Annotated in this window: 7 protein-coding genes; 4 read left to right on the top strand and 3 right to left on the bottom strand. The window is 61.7% G+C overall.

All coding sequences use genetic code 11. From position 1 onward, the window contains the following. The coding region (locus AEQ67_RS11910; RefSeq protein WP_059404048.1) for a retention module-containing protein at positions 1 to 7,821 on the bottom strand (7,821 nt) is incomplete at its 3' end. Positions 7,822 to 8,413: 592 nt separating this feature from the next. Between AEQ67_RS11910 and AEQ67_RS11905 the strand changes: the two genes are divergently transcribed. The 3 genes from AEQ67_RS11905 to AEQ67_RS11895 all read left to right on the top strand — a co-directional run bounded on the left by AEQ67_RS11905 (position 8,414) and on the right by AEQ67_RS11895 (position 13,437). Continuing rightward, positions 8,414 to 9,772, top strand: a complete 1,359-nt coding sequence (locus AEQ67_RS11905; protein WP_059404047.1) for a TolC family outer membrane protein — start codon at positions 8,414 to 8,416, stop codon at positions 9,770 to 9,772. A gap of 128 nt (positions 9,773 to 9,900) precedes the next feature. Then, a complete protein-coding gene (locus tag AEQ67_RS11900; protein ID WP_059404046.1) occupies positions 9,901 to 12,060 on the top strand; it encodes a type I secretion system permease/ATPase in 2,160 nt (719 codons plus the stop codon). Between the two features lie 9 nt (positions 12,061 to 12,069). Continuing rightward, the gene (locus tag AEQ67_RS11895; protein ID WP_059404045.1) at positions 12,070 to 13,437 is read left to right on the top strand and encodes an HlyD family type I secretion periplasmic adaptor subunit; all 1,368 of its coding nucleotides are present in this window, start codon (positions 12,070 to 12,072) and stop codon (positions 13,435 to 13,437) included. Between the two features lie 145 nt (positions 13,438 to 13,582). On the opposite strand, the gene AEQ67_RS11890 is transcribed toward AEQ67_RS11895, so the two are convergent. Both AEQ67_RS11890 and AEQ67_RS11885 read right to left on the bottom strand, forming a co-directional pair. After that, on the bottom strand, positions 13,583 to 14,179 hold the full coding sequence (locus AEQ67_RS11890; protein WP_059404044.1) for a tRNA-uridine aminocarboxypropyltransferase: 597 nt from the start codon (positions 14,177 to 14,179) through the stop codon (positions 13,583 to 13,585). Positions 14,180 to 14,182: 3 nt separating this feature from the next. Beyond that, entirely contained in the window at positions 14,183 to 15,076 is an 894-nt protein-coding gene (locus tag AEQ67_RS11885) for a LysR family transcriptional regulator (protein WP_007945995.1), read from the bottom strand. A 364-nt stretch (positions 15,077 to 15,440) separates the two neighbouring features. Between AEQ67_RS11885 and speB the strand changes: the two genes are divergently transcribed. Next, positions 15,441 to 16,391, top strand: a complete 951-nt coding sequence (gene speB / locus AEQ67_RS11880; RefSeq protein ID WP_059404043.1) for an agmatinase — start codon at positions 15,441 to 15,443, stop codon at positions 16,389 to 16,391. Position 16,392: the final 1 nt, after the last annotated feature.

The following is a 16,392-nucleotide window of genomic DNA, read 5'->3' as shown; positions in this document are numbered from 1 at the left end:
CGGTGTCACCCGGTAGTGTCTGGCCAGGTTCACCCCAGCGAGGTCGATGGTCTGGTTCGGCGCAGCGCCGGCCATGGCGCTGACGTCGATGCTGGTGACCAGTGATGCGCCGCTGCCGGTGACCTTGAAGTGCAGGTAGTCATCCAGCGAGGCCGCAGTGCCGTTCTCTCCTTGCAGCAGTTGCGACAGGTCGAGTTTGTCGGTGCCTGGGGTGAAGTCGGTGACGACGTCGTGGCCGCTGTTGCCTTTGAGCCACTGGAAGGTGTCTGCGCCGCTACCGCCGGTGAGGGTGTTGTGGCCCAGCCCGCCGATCAGGAAGTCATCGCCGCCCCCGCCGTTGAGGATGTCGTCGCCCAAGCCACCGTTGATGATGTTGCTGTTGTTGTCACCGGTGAGGCTGTCGTTGAAGGTCGAACCAGTGAGGTTTTCGATCCCCGTCAGCGTGTCGGTGCCGGCGCCAAGGGTGTTTTGCGCGGTGAGCAGGCTCAGGTCGACCGTGACCCCGGCCGTGGCGTGGGCATAACTGGCGGTGTCGTTGCCGGTGCCGCCGTCGAGCAAATCGTTGCCTGCGCCGCTGAACAGCAAGTCATTGCCAGCGCCACCGTGCAGCTCGTTGTTGCCTGCGCCTGCGGTGAGCACGTCGTTGCCGTCGCCGGCGTTGATCACGTTGTTGCCCGTGCCGGCCACCAATATGTCATCGCCCGCCGTGCCGGTGAGGGTGTGGCCTTCCTGATAGCTGATGGTCACGCCTGCGCTGTCGCTGCCGCCATGGTTGTCGTTGGCGGTGTAGGTCCCGTGGTAGTCCGGGGTGATGTCGTGCGCCCCGGCGTAGTTGACGGTCATGGTCAGCTTGTAGTCTTCCGAGCCCTTGCCGCCACCGCCCGAACCATTGTCGTCGATGTTGGTGAGATGGATCTGGTAGGTGCCGTCCGCCGCGGCGGTGATGGTCTGGCCGTCAGCGATGGCAATGAAAGCGCCGCCGTTGACCGAATACTCCATGACGATATGACCGGCCGCCAGATTGTGATCAAGGTTGAGGGTTTCACCCTGCTTCAGATTGACGGTGATACGGTCTTCATCGTTGGCACTGCTGTTGGAGACTTGGCCCAGATAACCACTGACCACCAGCACCGCCGTCATGGTTGCCGCATTGGCAGCAAAAGCACTGCGGACATTCGCCAGTGCCTGGTTAGCCGCGGTGTTGCCGCTGCTGGCAAAACCGATGACGCCGCTGCCGGTGAAGTCACCGCCTTTGGCGACCCAGCCGGTGTTGAAGGTCGTCGGCGAGGCCGTGAGCTGATCGCCATTGGGATCGGTGTCGTTGGCCACCAGCAACTCGCCCGGCACCACGACACTGCCCGACAACACGTTGGTGATGATGTGATCATCGACCGCCACCGGCGGCGCGTTCGGAATGACTTTGACCACCAGAGTGGAGCTGGCCAGGTCGCCGTCGTTGTCGCTGACGGTGAAGCCGATGTTTTCGGTGAGCACCACCCCCGTAGTTTGTTGCGAGGTGTAGGTGTATTCGCCGGTGTCGAGGTTGACCACCAGGGTGCCTTTGTTATCGGTGGCGATGCTCAGGGTGTTGTTGACCGTGTTGAACGTGCCGTGGTTGAGCCCACCGCTGAAGCCCAGCGAACCCTGGCTGCTATTGCCTTTGGGGTCATAGGTGTAAGTGGTGCCGTCCACCGTGATGGTTTTGATGAAACCGCCATCGGCGCCGAACGTGGCGCCCTCACCCAGCAGCGAGCCAGTGACCGGAGCACCGACCACGGTGCCCGACAGCACCGAACCGAGTTGGTTGAGGTCGGTCACCACCACGGCGTTGGTGTCGGTGTGGCTACTGCCGTCGTAGGCCAGGGGATCGAGGTTGACGTTGCTGACGCCGCTCCCCAGGCCAATTGCGTAGTTCTTGATGTCATGGGTGTCGAGGAACGCTTTCCACGCCGCCTCATCCGCAGCACTGATCGTTCCGATGTTGGGCTTGCCGTCGGAGAAGAAGTAGCCGACGTTCTGTGCTCCCGTCAGTTTGCCGCTGGTGTCAAACGCGCTTTGCGCCACGGCCACGGCCGCGTCGTAGTTGGTGTTACCGCCCGGCGTCAGGCCGGCGATGATCGACTTGGCCGTGGCCACATCCACCCAGACCGAGGTCTTGTCGGTGGCGTTTGTGCTGAAGGTGACGATCTGCACTTTCACATCGCCCAGGTCGTCGTACTTGTCGAGCAAGGCGCTGATTGCCTTTTGGGCCAGCTCCAGTCGCGACAGGCCGTCCACACGGGAAGATTCGGCCATGCTGCTGGACACGTCGATCACCAGCAACAGGTTGGTGTCGATCTCCATGGCCGCCACCGAACGTTCCGACGCCACGGCTTTGGGCACGTCATCGACGATGTTGACCACGATGGTGCTGGTGGTGCTGTTGCCCAGCGCATCGGTGGCTTTGTAGGTGAAGCTTTCGCTCAGGGTGTTCGGTCCGTCGTTGGCATTCGGCGAGGTTTTCGGCGCCGAGGTCAGCGTGTAGGTGTACGTGCCGTTGGGGTTGAGGAGGATTTGCCCGAAGGTGCCGGTGGCGCTGCCGACCAGCGTGTAAGTCACTGCGCCACTGGCGCCGGCGACCGAGCCGACCAACGTGCCGGAAGCGGTTTCGCCGGTGTTGCCGGGTTCGCTGCCGGTGACGCTGCCCGCTGCCAGGTCCTGGCCGTCCTTGGTCAGATCCAGGGCTTTTTCGTAGACGGTCACGTCGGTATCGCTGACCGCTCTGATGCAACTATTGTTGACATCGATGGTGATCGTGGTGGTGCTTTCATCGCCATCGGCATCGCGCACGGTGTAGGTGAAAACATCGGTCGCACCGGGGCCGTTCACAGCGTTCGGGTTGCTGTGATAAACCGCGTTGCCATTGGTATCGAGGGTCAGGTAACCGTAGGTGCCGTTGATCTGTGAACCGAGGCCGCCAATGGCCGAGGTCGAGGTGTCCGCGCCTGCGCGCACGCCGACCACCGCACCACTGAGGGCCGGACCGTCAGCGCCGCCGATGTCGTTGTCCAGCACGTTGCCGCTGACGGTGCCGCCCTCTACCACGCTGGCCGAATCCGCTTTAGCCGTCGGCAAATCATCGACGATGTTGACGTTGATCTGCCCCGATGCGGTGCTGCCGTCGGTGTCGGTGGCAACCACATTGATGTTTTCGGTGAGGCTGTTGGCACCGTTGGCATTCGGGTGTGTTTCGGTCTCGACCAGGGTGTAGCTGTAACTGACCACGCCGGTGACCGGGTTGAAACCGGTGATGGTCAGGGTGCTGCCCAACGGCGTGACAATCGATTGCGGGAAGCCTGCGGCCACGCCGCCGGTCATGACGTTGATGCCACCCACGGTCAGGGTTTGCAGGCCATCGAGGGCCGTGACCGTGAAGGTGCCGCTTTGGGTCAGTGCCGGTGCGTCGGGGCTGGTGCCGTCGCTGAGGTTTTTCTCGTAGACGGTCAGTTCGCCGCCATAGACATCGAGACCACCGATGGTCACCGGGTCGTCGTTGTTGTGGATGTTCAGCACCAGGGTGGCGGTGCTGGTGTCGCCATCGGAATCGGTGATGGTGTAGGTGAAGTTCTCGGTGCCGTTGCCATTGCCGTGCAGCGCTTTGAAGTCGGCGTCGCTGGTGTTCAGCGTATAGGTGTAGGTGCCGTTGGCATTCAACACCAAGGTGCCATAAGTACCGGTGAAGGTGCCGGGAGTAACGGGGCCGGAATTCGGGCCGGTCGGCACGCGGTCGGCGCCTTGCACGTCGTTGGTCAGCACGTTGCCATCGAGGGTCAACAAGGTCTCCGAAGCCGTGTGGACATTGCTGTCGTTCACCGCTTTGGGCACGTCATCGACAATGCTCACCACGATGGTGCTGGTGGTGCTATTGCCCAGCGCATCGGTGGCTTTGTAGGTGAAGCTTTCGGTCAAAGTGTTGGCGCCGTCATCCGCGTGGGGTGTCGTACTCGGCGGTGACGTGAGGGTGTAGGTGTACGTGCCGTTGGGGTTGAGGAGGATCTGCCCGTAGGTGCCGGTGGCGCTGCCGACCAGGGTGTAGGTGATCACGCCGCTGGCCCCGCTGACCGAACCGACCAGGGTGCCGGAGGCGGTTTCGCCGGTGCTGCCCGGCTGGCTGCCGATGACGGTGCCGGGCGCCAGGTCCTGGCCGTCCTTGGTCAGATCCAGGGCTTTTTCGTAGACGGTTACGTCGGTATCGCTGACCGCCCTGATGCAGCTGTTGCTGACATCGATGGTGATCGTGGTGGTGCTTTCATCGCCATCGGCATCGCGCACGGTGTAGGTGAAAACGTCGGTCGCACCGGGGCCGTTCACGGCGTTCGGGTTGCTGTGATAAACCGCGTTGCCATTGGTATCGAGGGTCAGGTAACCGTAGGTGCCGTTGATTTGTGAACCGAGGCCGCCAATGGCCGAGGTCGAGGTGTCCGAACCTGCACGCACGCCGACCACCGCGCCACTGAGCGCCGGGCCGTCCGCACCGCCGATGTCGTTGTCCAGCACGTTGCCGCTGATCGTGCCGCCCTCCGCCACCGATGCCGAGTCGGGTTTGGCGGTGGGCAGGTCGTCGACAATGTTGACGTTGATCTGCCCCGACGCGGTGCTGCCGTCGCTGTCGGTGGCGACCACGTTGAAGTTCTCGGTGATGCTGTTGGCACCGTTGGCATTCGGATGAGCTTCGGTCTCGACCAGGGTGTAGGTGTAGCTGACCACGCCAGTGGTGGCGTTGTAGCCGGTGATGGTCAGGGTGCTGCCCAACGGGGTGACGATCGATTGCGGGAAGCCTGCGGCCACACCGCCGGTCATGACGTTGATGCCGCCCACGGTCAGGGTTTGCAGGCCATCGAGAGCCGTGACCGTGAAGGTGCCGCTTTGGGTCAGTGCCGGTGCGTCGGGGCTGGTGCCATCGCTGAGGTTTTTCTCGTAGACGGTCAGCTCGCCGCCATAGACATCGAGACCACCGAGGGTGACCGGGTCGTCGTTGTTGTGGATGTTCAGCACCAGGGTGGCGGTGCTGGTGTCGCCGTCCGAATCGGTGATGGTGTAGACGAAGTTCTCGGTGCCGTTGCCATTGCCGTGCAGCGCTTTGAAATCGGCATCGCTGGTGTTCAGGGTGTAGGTGTAGGTGCCGTTGGCGTTAAGCACCAGGGTGCCGTATGTCCCGGTGAAAGTGCCGGGGGTGATCGGGCCGGCATTCTCGCCAGTGGTCACGCGATCAGCCCCTTGCACATCATTGGTCAACACATTGCCGTTGAGTGTGAGCAAGGTTTCCGAGGCGGTGTGGGTGTTGCTGTCATCCACGCCTTTAGGCAGGTCGTCGATGATGTTGACGTCCAGATTGCCATTGGCTGTGGTGCCGTTGTCGTCGACCACGACCACGGCAAATTGCTCGGAAATGCCGTTGGCGCCGTTGGCGGTCGGATGCGCTTCGTTGTCCGCCAGGGTGTAGCTGTAACTGACCACGCCGGTCGCGCTGTCATACCCGGTGATGGTCAGGGTGCTGCCCAACGGCGTGACGACCGATTGCGGGAAACCCGCGCTCACGCCGCCGACTACCACGTTGATGCCGCCGACGCTGAGGGTTTGCACGCCGTCGAGGGCGGTGATGGTAAAGGTGCCGCTTTGAGTCAGCGCGGTGGCGTCCGGTGCACTGCCGTCACTGAGGTTTTTCTCATAGACGGTCAGCTCGCCGCCCTCGGCGTTGAGGCCGCCGATGGTGACCGGGTCGTCGTTGTTGTGGATGTTCAGCACCAGGGTGGCGGTGCTGGTATCGCCATCCGAATCGGTGATGGTGTAGACGAAATTTTCCGTGCCGTTGCCATTGCCGTGCAGCGCTTTGAAATCGGCGTCGCTGGTGTTCAGGGTGTAGGTGTAGGTGCCGTTGGCGTTAAGCACCAGGGTGCCGTATGTCCCGGTGAAAGTGCCGGGGGTGATCGGGCCGGCATTCTCGCCAGTGGTCACGCGATCAGCCCCTTGCACATCATTGGTCAACACATTGCCGTTGAGTGTGAGCAAGGTTTCCGAGGCGGTGTGGGTGTTGCTGTCATCCACGCCTTTAGGCAGGTCGTCGATGATGTTGACGTCCAGATTGCCATTGGCTGTGGTGCCGTTGTCGTCGACCACGACCACGGCAAATTGCTCGGAAATGCCGTTGGCGCCGTTGGCGGTCGGATGCGCTTCGTTGTCCGCCAGGGTGTAGCTGTAACTGACCACGCCGGTCGCGCTGTCATACCCGGTGATGGTCAGGGTGCTGCCCAACGGCGTGACGACCGATTGCGGGAAACCCGCGCTCACGCCGCCGACTACCACGTTGATGCCGCCGACGCTGAGGGTTTGCACGCCGTCGAGGGCGGTGATGGTGAAGGTGCCGCTTTGGGTCAGCGCGCTGGCGTCCGGTGCACTGCCGTCACTGAGGTTTTTTTCGTAGACGGTGAGTTCGCCACCTTCGGCGTTAAGGCCGCCAATCGTGACCGGGTCGTCGTTGTTATGGATGTTCAGCACCAGGTTTGCGGTGCTGGTGTCGCCGTCGGCATCGGTCAGGGTGTAGGTGAAGGTTTCGGTGCCGCTGCCGCCACCGTGCAAGGCTTTGAAGTCGGCGTCGTTGGTGTTCAGGGTGTAGGTGTACGTGCCGTTGGGATTGAGCACCAGGGTGCCGTATGTCCCGGTGAAGGTGCCGCCGATAATCGGCCCGCTGTCAGGACCGGTGGGAATGCGGTCTGCGCCCTGGGTGTCGTTGGGCAGCACGCTGCCGGTCAGGGTCACCAGGGTTTCCGAGGCGGTATGGGCGTTGCTGTCGTCGACCGCCTTGGGCACATCGTCGGTAATGTTGACGTCCAGTGTGCCAGTGGCCGTATCGCCGTTGGAATCACCGGCAACCACCGTGAACTGTTCGCTGAGGTTGTTGATGCCGTCACCGGCCGAATGGGTTTCGTTGCCGTTGAGGGTGTAGCTGTAACTCACCACACCCGTGGCCGGGTTGTAGCCGGTGACGGTCAGGGTGTTGCCCAATTGAGTGGTGATCGATTGCGGGAAACCGACGGCCACGCCGCCGCTGATCACGTTGATCCCGCCGATACTCAGGCTGGTCAGTCCATCAGGTGCAGACACGGTGAACGTGCTGTTCTGGGTCAGTGCACCGGGGTTGCTTGCCGAACCGTTGGCCAGGTTGGCTTCGTTGAGGGTCAGCTCACCTCCGGCCACTGAAAGCCCGGTGAGGGTGACCGGGTTGTTCGGGACAACCGGTGCCACAGGCGCAACGATAGCGTCATCGCCGTTATCGGGATCACCGGCCAGACGCTCCAGGGGGAATTCGGGAATACCATTGAAGCCTGCAGTAGGGAAGCCGATGGTCGGATCGACGTGCCCCCCCACTTCTTCGAGCATCACGAAACTGTGCCCGCCACCCGCAGTACCGGGCGCCCCGGTCGACGTCGGGCCGGCCGCGGTGGCTTCACCTGGTTGGGTCGGGTCGTCCCCCGCCGCGATGGCTTTTTGCAGTTGCTCGACATCAGTCAGCTGCGCCTGAGTCGGCGTCACCGCTTCGGCGGTGTCCACATGGGGCGCCTGATGCGCGAGCAACTGGGAGGTCATTTGCAGGCTGCTGCCACGCCCGAGCGTCAGTTCCTGGCCATTTTGCAAATGCACCGCCACCGCGCCTTCGGCCCCGGTGACCAGTTGATCGCCGGCGAACAACCGGTCCCCCTCGACCAAAGCACGCCGGGTGCCGTCGCTTGCTTGGGCGAACACCTGACCAATGACCTTACTAACGATACCGATGAGCGTAGCCATGTGCATTTCCTCCGCTGCCAACCGCTGTCGGCACCCTGTTTGTGCGAAGAACGTGCTCATGGTTGAAGCGGGTTCAATGGCGGATCGTCTGCCGGGGAGCGGTTACCTGAAGTAAGCCGCTGCCCCGGCGACGTTCTCGCCAAGCGTGTCGCTCGTGGGCGACGTGTCCGGTTCGGGATAAAACCCTATGCAATCAATAGCATCGGGATCCACTTCGAAAACGACTGCCCTGTGAGCGCTGCGTAACAGCCCTGATCCTAACCAGTGACAAAAAACCGTCGCCATCAGACTGTTCCGCTTCCCTCCCCTCCAGCACTTCTCCGCCCTATGTCGCCAAGTGAATGAAACATTCCTCAAGTCCGAAATGAGCTCCCTAAAGCTCATAAATCAAGGGCTTTCGCATTGAACAATGTGCTGGATTTTGCAGAGCGCATAAGTTTTTTTCGGCATAGGCATTATGAAAAACAGTTCTTAGGTTCTCTCTAGAATGTTCTTAGCTCTGTTGTTACAAGCATGAAACGCTTTTACCTATAAATGCCGTCAAATATTTGGCGACTGATAAGCACCATCAGGACTTCAGGGAGATGTATCCATGCGCGCCTTAACCCCTCTTTGCAGCGCAATTCTGTTGGCTATGGCCTTCACGTCTCACGCTCAAGCCATGTCATTGACCGAAGCGATCCAGAGCACCATCGCGACCCACCCGGAGCTGGCGTCGCGTGTGGACAGCCGTCTGTCGGCCGATGAAGACGTGAAAGTCGCCAAAGGGGGCTTTTATCCATCGGTTGATCTGAATGCCGCCTACGGGCGCGGGTACAGCGATAACACCAACACCCGGGCGTTCGGCAATCACCACACCGAAATCCTCACCTACACCCAATCGGAATTGCGTCTGCGGCAGATGCTCTTCGATGGTTTCAACACCGCCAACGAAGTTGAACGCACCAAAGGCGTGGTCAACTCCCGGGCCTATTACGCTCAAGGCACCGCTCAGGATCTGGCCTTGCGCACCACCGAGGTTTACCTCGAAGTGCTCAAGCGCCGCGAGCTGGTGACCCTGGCCACCAACAACCTGCAAGCTCACCTGCGGGTCAATGACCAGATCGGTTTGCGTACGCAGCGCGGGATCGGCAGTAACGCCGACTCCGACCAGTCCACCGCGCGCCGGGCACTGGCGCAAAACAACCTCGACACTGCTGAAGTCGATCTCGCCGATGCCGAGTCGAACTTCTACGCCGTGGTCGGGCGCCTGCCCGATGAACTCGAAGCACCGCCGTCGATTCGTGGCGAACTGCCCACCTCCCTGCCGGAAGCACAGCAGAGCATGGTGGAAAACAACCCGTACCTGAAATCCGCCCAGGCCGACGTGCAATCGGCCGAGAGCCAGTACGAAGTCGCCAAGTCGCCGTTCTACCCACGCTTCGACGCCGAAGCAGCGGTGGGCGCGAACAACAACGTGCAGGGTGAGGAAGGTCACGACAACGAGTGGCGGGTCGGCATCGTGATGAACTACAACCTGTTCCGCGGCGGCAGCGACAAGGCGCGCCTGCAGTCCGACGCGCACAAGATCAATCAGGCGATGGACATCCGCAACAACGCCCTGCGCCAGCTCAACGAGAACATTCACCTGGCCTGGAACGCCATGGTCAACGCGAAGAAACAAACCCCGACCGCCCGCGAATACGCTGACACCAGCCGCCGCGTGCGTGTGGCGTATCAGGACCAGTTCGGCCTCGGCCAACGCACCCTGCTCGACTTGCTGGACAGTGAAAACGAGCTCTACAACGCCAACCGCCGCTACACCGAAGTGCGCTACACCGAGGAATACTCGATGTACCGCGTGCTGGCGAACATGGGTCAGTTGTTGAGCAAGCAACGGGTGGTGCTGCCCGCCGATGCGATCGCCCAGAGCGAAGTGAAAAACGAAGCCCGTCTGCCTGAACTGAGGTAATCCAGCAGGAGCTGCCGAAGGCTGCGATCTTTTGATCTTGATTTTTAAAAGCAAAGTCAAAAGATCGCAGCCTTTGGCAGCTCCTACAGGGAGATATGTCGATACCTATGCCAACTGGAGCGATCAATGTGACCAGCATGGAACCCGGCAACACCGGTGTCGATCCGCGCCTGAGCTTCGATGACCCGCTCCTGGACGGTCTGTTGATTCTCTGCAAACTTCATGGCGCGACGGTCAGTCGCGCCAGCCTGAGTGCCGGGCTGCCAATGGCACACCAACGCATGAGCCTGGACCTGCTGCCGCGTGCAGCGGCCCGGGCCAGTTTGCAGGCGCGTGTGCTGCGTCGTGAACTGGCGGATATCTCCGCGCTCAACCTGCCCGTGATGCTGATCCTCAACAACGGCCGCACCGCGATTCTGCGGCGCTACGGCGAGGACGGTCGCTTGCTGATTCTGCCCAGCGAGGCCGATGGCGGTGAACAGTGGGTCAGCCGTGAAGAACTGGCTGAAAACTACAGCGGCCAGGCGTTATTCGCCCGGCCGCGCCACGAACTCGAAGACCTGCGCTCGCCCCTGGTGCCGCGCGTGGAAGCGTGGTTCCGCGACACCCTGAAGCTGTCGAAATGGCTGTACAGCGATGCGATCCTCGCCAGTTTCCTGATCAACCTGCTGGGGCTGATGGTGCCCTTGTTCGTCATGCAGACTTACGAGCGCGTGGTGCCCAACCAGGCCACGTCGACCTTGTGGGTATTGTCGATCGGCTTGTTGATCGGCACCGGTTTCGAACTGGTGCTGCGCGTGGTGCGCGCGCACTTGCTGGACACCGCCGGGAAGAAAACCGATGTGATCCTGTCTGCCACGCTGTTCGAACGCATCACCGGCATGGCGATGAAAGCGCGGCCAGCCACCATCGGCGGTTTTGCCCAGAGCATCCATGACTTTCAGGGCCTGCGCGACTTCCTCACCGCCGTGACCCTGACCAGCCTGATCGACCTGCCCTTCGCCGTGCTGATGCTGGTGGTGATCGGCCTGCTCGGCGGCTGGCTGGTGGTGATTCCGTTGCTGGCGTTTCCGATCACCATCATCTTCGCCATGATCATTCAGGTCCGTCTGCGCGACACCGTGCAGAAAAGCCTGAGCCTCGGCGCCGAACGCCAGGCGCTGCTGATCGAAACCCTCGGCGGCCTGGAAACCCTCAAGGCCTGCAGCGCCGAAAGCGAACGCCAGCACAAATGGGAAAGTACCCACGGCGCCCTCACCCGCCTCGACAGCCACGCGCGCAACCTCTCGGCACTGGCCACCAACGGCACGCTGTTCATCCAGCAATTTTCCGGCATGGCGACCATCGTCGCCGGGGTCTACAGCATCATCGCCGGCAACCTCAGCGTCGGTGCGCTGGTGGCGACCTACATGCTCGGCAGCCGCGTACTCGCGCCGCTGGGGCAGATCGCTGGTTTGATCACGCGCTACCAGCAAGCGCAACTGACCATGAAAAGCACCGACGCGCTGATGTCCTTGCCGCAGGAACGCGACGCCAAACAGCGGCCGCTGGAACGCACGCAACTGCAAGGCGCACTGGACGTCGCAGGCGTGACTTTCCACTACAACGGCCAGAATGCTCCGGCGCTGGCCAACGTCAGTTTCAGTGTGAAACCGGGCGAACGGATCGGCATCATCGGCCGCAGCGGCTCGGGTAAAAGCACCCTGGCGCGGCTGGTAATGGGGTTCTATGCACCGGAAGAAGGTCAACTGCTGCTCGACGGCCTGGACCTGCGGCAACTGGACGTCGCCGACCTGCGCCAGCAGATCGGCTACGTCGCTCACGACCTGCCGCTGCTGGCCGGCAGCCTGCGCGACAACCTGACCCTCGGCGCACGCTACATCAGCGATTCACGGATGCTCGAAGTCGCGGAACTGACCGGCGTTACCGAGCTGGCTCGTCAGCATCCGCAAGGCTTCGACCGCCCGGTGGGTGAGCGCGGGCAACTGCTCTCCGGCGGCCAACGCCAGGCAGTATTGCTGGCTCGGGCGTTGTTGCTCGATCCGCCGATCATGCTGCTCGACGAACCCACCAGCGCCATGGACAACAGCAGCGAAGACGTCCTGCGGCAAAAACTCCACGGCTGGGTCCAGGGCAAAACCCTGCTGCTGGTCACCCACCGCACCTCGATGCTCAGCCTGGTGGACCGGCTGCTGGTGCTGGACAACGGACGGATCGTCGCCGACGGTCCGAAAGAAGCGGTCATCGATGCACTGCGCAAGGGCCGTGTCGGCTCTGCGGCTGTCTAGGAGCTAGCCATGGCCCGTTCATCATCCGACACTTCAAAGGACCGGGGTTACTTCGGCAGTTTCAGCAAAAGCGCCGAAAGCGAATTCATGCCGGAAACCGCCGGCGCCTCGTTGCAAGACTCGCCGCGCTGGTCGCGGATCACCGTGTGGCTGGCGGCCGGGCTGATTATCAGCGCGGTGGTCTGGGCCAAGTTCGCGGTGCTGCAGGAAGTCACCATGGGCGAAGGCAAGGCGATTCCGTCGAGCAAGGTCCAGGTGATCCAGAACCTCGAGGGCGGCATCGTCACCGAGATCTTCGTTCGCGAAGGGCAAATGGTGAACAAGGGCGATACGTTGCTGCGCCTGGACGACACGCGGTTCCTGTCGAACAAGGGCGAAAGCGAGGCCGATCGTTATGCGCTGACCGCGCAGGTGGAACGGCTGTCGGCCGAGGCGGAAGGCCGGCCGTTCAAGTTGTCGCCGGAAGTAATTGCCAAGGCACCGCAAGTGGCCGAAGACGAACGCTCGCTGTACGAACAGCGCCAGCGTCGACTGGCCAGTGAGCAGCGCACCCTGAGCGAACAACTTCGGCAAAAAACCCAGGAACTGGCGGAATTCCGCTCCAAACAGGGCCAATACAGTTCCAGCCTGGCACTGTTGCAACAAGAGATGAACATGTCGGCGCCGCTGGTGGGCACCGGGGCGGTTTCGCCGGTGGAAATCCTCCGGCTCAAACGCAGCGCGGTGGAGATTCGCGGCTCGCTGAACGCCACGACCCTGGCGATTCCCCGTGCCGAATCGGCGATCAACGAGATCAAAAGCAAGATTGATGAGTCGGAACAATCCTTCCGCTCGGACGCGGCGAAAGAACTCAACGAGAAACGCACCGACCTGTCGAAAATCACGGCGTCGAGCATCGCCATCGACGACCGCGTGACCCGCACCACCGTGGTCTCGCCGGTGCACGGGATTATCAAGGTGCTGAAGGTCAACACCATCGGCGGCGTAGTCCAGCCGGGCAGCGACATGGTGGAAATCGTGCCGCTGGAAGACAACCTGCTGATCGAAGCCAAGGTCCGGCCGCAGGACGTGGCGTTCCTGCACCCGGGGCAGAAGGCGATGGTCAAGTTCAGCGCTTACGACTACACGATTTATGGGGGCTTGAGTGCCAAGCTTGAGCTGATCGGTGCGGACACGATTACCGATGACAAGGGCAACAGCTTTTATCTGATTCAGGTGCGGACCGATAAGAACCACTTGGGCGGGGATGTGAAACCGTTGCTGATCATTCCGGGGATGGTGGCGACGGTGGATATCATTACTGGGGAAAAAAGTGTGTTGGATTATCTGCTCAAACCAGTGTTGAAGGCGCGGACTGAGGCGATGCGGGAGCGGTAGTCTTCTCCTGAATCTGCGGTGATTGATCCGCCGCCATCGCGGGCAAGCCCGCTCCCACAGGGTCCGTGTCGTAGACAGATAATATGCACACCGCGAAACACTGTGGGAGCGGGCTTGCCCGCGAAGAGGCCCTCACAGGCGACCACTATTTCGGCCCATGATTACGCTGAAAAACCTCCTCCCCCATCGCCGCAATCTGCCCCTCGATCAACGCCTCGAACGGCTTCAATAAAGGCTCGAAAGAAGTCGGTGCCTCAAGAATCTGCAACGCCTGCACAATCGCCTCCACCGTCGACAACGCCCCCGGCCCCGGCGCCTTGCGCAAGCGATACCGCGACACGCCGCCATCAATTAATGTCACTCGGGGCAACGCGGCCAGCAGCGGATTGAGGTGCAGCATCTTGCGCGCCTTGCGCCACGTCCCATCCGGGACCACCAGCAACAGCGGTTCGTCGGTATCGCGGTAAGCCTGCAAAGGCTGCGCCTCCTCACCCGGAAACAGCAGCCGCGCCTGATACCCCGGCTGATTCAACAACGCCGGCAAATCCTCAAACTCCTCACCCACAATCAACTCGGCATTGTTCAAGCCCAACGCCGCCAACCGCGCGGTGTTCAGCGCATGGTTCACTTCGCTGGGATGCTGCAACAGCAACACCCGGGTGCGGCTGTCGAGGCTCGGGATCAGCGGGCACAGGCAATGCGTTTGCGGGCGCAGGCAACGGGAACACTGGATTCTGGACATCGATCAAGCCTGATTGAGTTGTGCTTTAAGCAAATCGCGGAAGGTCTGGATCAGCGGCTCGCGGCTGCGGCCACGGCGCACGATCATCGAGAACGGTGCCTGATAACCAAACGTCGCTGGCAGCAAAACCCGCAAGTCGCCCTTGTCAGCCCAGGCCTGAGCGTAGTGCTCCGGCAGGTAACCGATGTAGGCGCCGGACAGCACCAGAATCAGTTGGGCCTCCATACTTTCCACGGTCGCCGCGCTGTGTTTGAAGCCGTGCCGGGCCAGTTCGGCCTGGCTCCAGTAGCCTCGACCGACCATGCGTTGCTGAGTGATGACTTGCTCGGGGATGCGCCGCTCGGTGAACAGCGGGTGCCGGCTGCTGCAATACAACCAGTGTTGTTCACGGTACAGCGGCATGTAGACCAGCCCGCTCATGCGCGTGGAGAACGCGCCGATGGCCAGGTCGAGGCGGTTGTCCTGCACGCCGAGTTGCAGTTCGTACGGGCTCATCACCGACAGGTGCAAATGCACCGCCGGGTGTTCCTGACTGTAGGCGCCGATGGCTTCGGCAAAGGGCAAGGCCTTGTCGCTGACGGTGGAGTCGATCACGCCGAGGTTCAGCGTCCCGCGCAATTCGCCCTTCAATGCCGCCGCATATTGCTCGAAGCCTTCGAGCTCGCCGAGCAGGCGCAGGGTTTCCTGATGGAACAGCTCGCCCTTGCTGGTCAGGCTGAACCCGCCGCGACCGCGATGGCACAGCACCAGGCCGAGCGCCGCTTCGAGCTGGCTCATGTAGGTGCTGATGGCCGAAGTCGAGAGGTTGAGCTCTTGCTGCGCATTGGCAAACCCCTGATGGCGAACCACGCTGACGAAGATGCGCAATAGTTTCAGGTCGGGTAAAGCGTTGGCCATGGGGCACTCCAGCAAAAACGTATCAACGACAAGATCCCTGTAGCAGCTGCCGAGCCTGCGAGGCTGCGTTCGGCGGCGCAGCCGTCGTAAATCCATTCAATGCGGTGTGTCAGACAAACCGTATGCGCAGGATTTACGACGGCTGCGCCGCCGAACGCAGCCTCGCAGGCTCGGCAGCTGCTACAGGGACTGTGGGAGTCTATCGCCGTCGTCGCCATTAGTATAGAAAAATCTGAACTAAGTATTTGCCCGTAGCGATTCTTCCCGGCCACTACATTTCGCAGAATCGGCCCACAGCGGTGCCCGTCTCTTCCGTGAACGGCGTCACCGACATAAATAAAACAACGACGATGAGGCCCTACCCGTGGACAAGATTCTTCACCAACCACTGGGCGGCAATGAAATGCCGCGCTTCGGCGGCATCGCCACCATGATGCGACTCCCCCATGTGCCAACCGCTGCCGGCCTCGATGCTGCTTTTGTCGGCGTCCCGCTGGACATCGGCACCTCCCTGCGCCCTGGCACCCGTTTCGGGCCTCGTGAAATCCGCGCTGAATCGGTGATGATCCGCCCGTACAACATGGCGACCGGCGCTGCACCGTTCGACTCGCTGTCGGTCGCCGACATCGGTGACGTGGCGATCAATACCTTCAACCTGCTGGATGCCGTACGGATCATCGAAGAATCCTACGACAACATCCTCGAACACGATGTGATCCCGCTGACCCTGGGCGGCGACCACACCATCACCCTGCCGATCCTGCGTGCCATCCACAAGAAGCACGGCAAGGTCGGCCTGGTGCACATCGACGCTCACGCTGACGTGAACGATCACATGTTCGGCGAGAAAATCGCCCACGGCACCACCTTCCGTCGTGCTGTCGAAGAAGGCCTGCTGGACCCGAACCGCGTCGTGCAAATCGGTCTGCGCGCCCAGGGCTACACCGCTGACGACTTCAACTGGAGCCGTAACCAGGGCTTCCGTGTGGTTCAGGCCGAAGAGTGCTGGCACAAGTCCCTGGCCCCGTTGATGGCTGAAGTTCGCGAGAAAGTCGGCGGCGGTCCGGTGTACCTGAGTTTCGACATCGACGGCATCGACCCAGCCTGGGCCCCAGGTACTGGCACCCCGGAAATCGGTGGTCTGACGACCATTCAGGCGATTGAAATCGTTCGCGGCTGCCAAGGCCTCGACCTGGTCGGTTGCGATCTGGTAGAAGTCTCGCCCGCTTATGACACCACCGGCAACACCTCGCTGCTGGCCGCCAACCTGCTGTACGAAATGCTCTGCGTACTGCCTGGCGTGGTCCACCGCTGAG

Source organism: Pseudomonas sp. RIT-PI-q, assembly GCF_001297125.1.
GTDB lineage: Bacteria > Pseudomonadota > Gammaproteobacteria > Pseudomonadales > Pseudomonadaceae > Aquipseudomonas.
The sequence above is the reverse complement of the archived record's forward strand: the minus strand, read 5'-3'. Positions and strand labels throughout refer to the sequence as shown.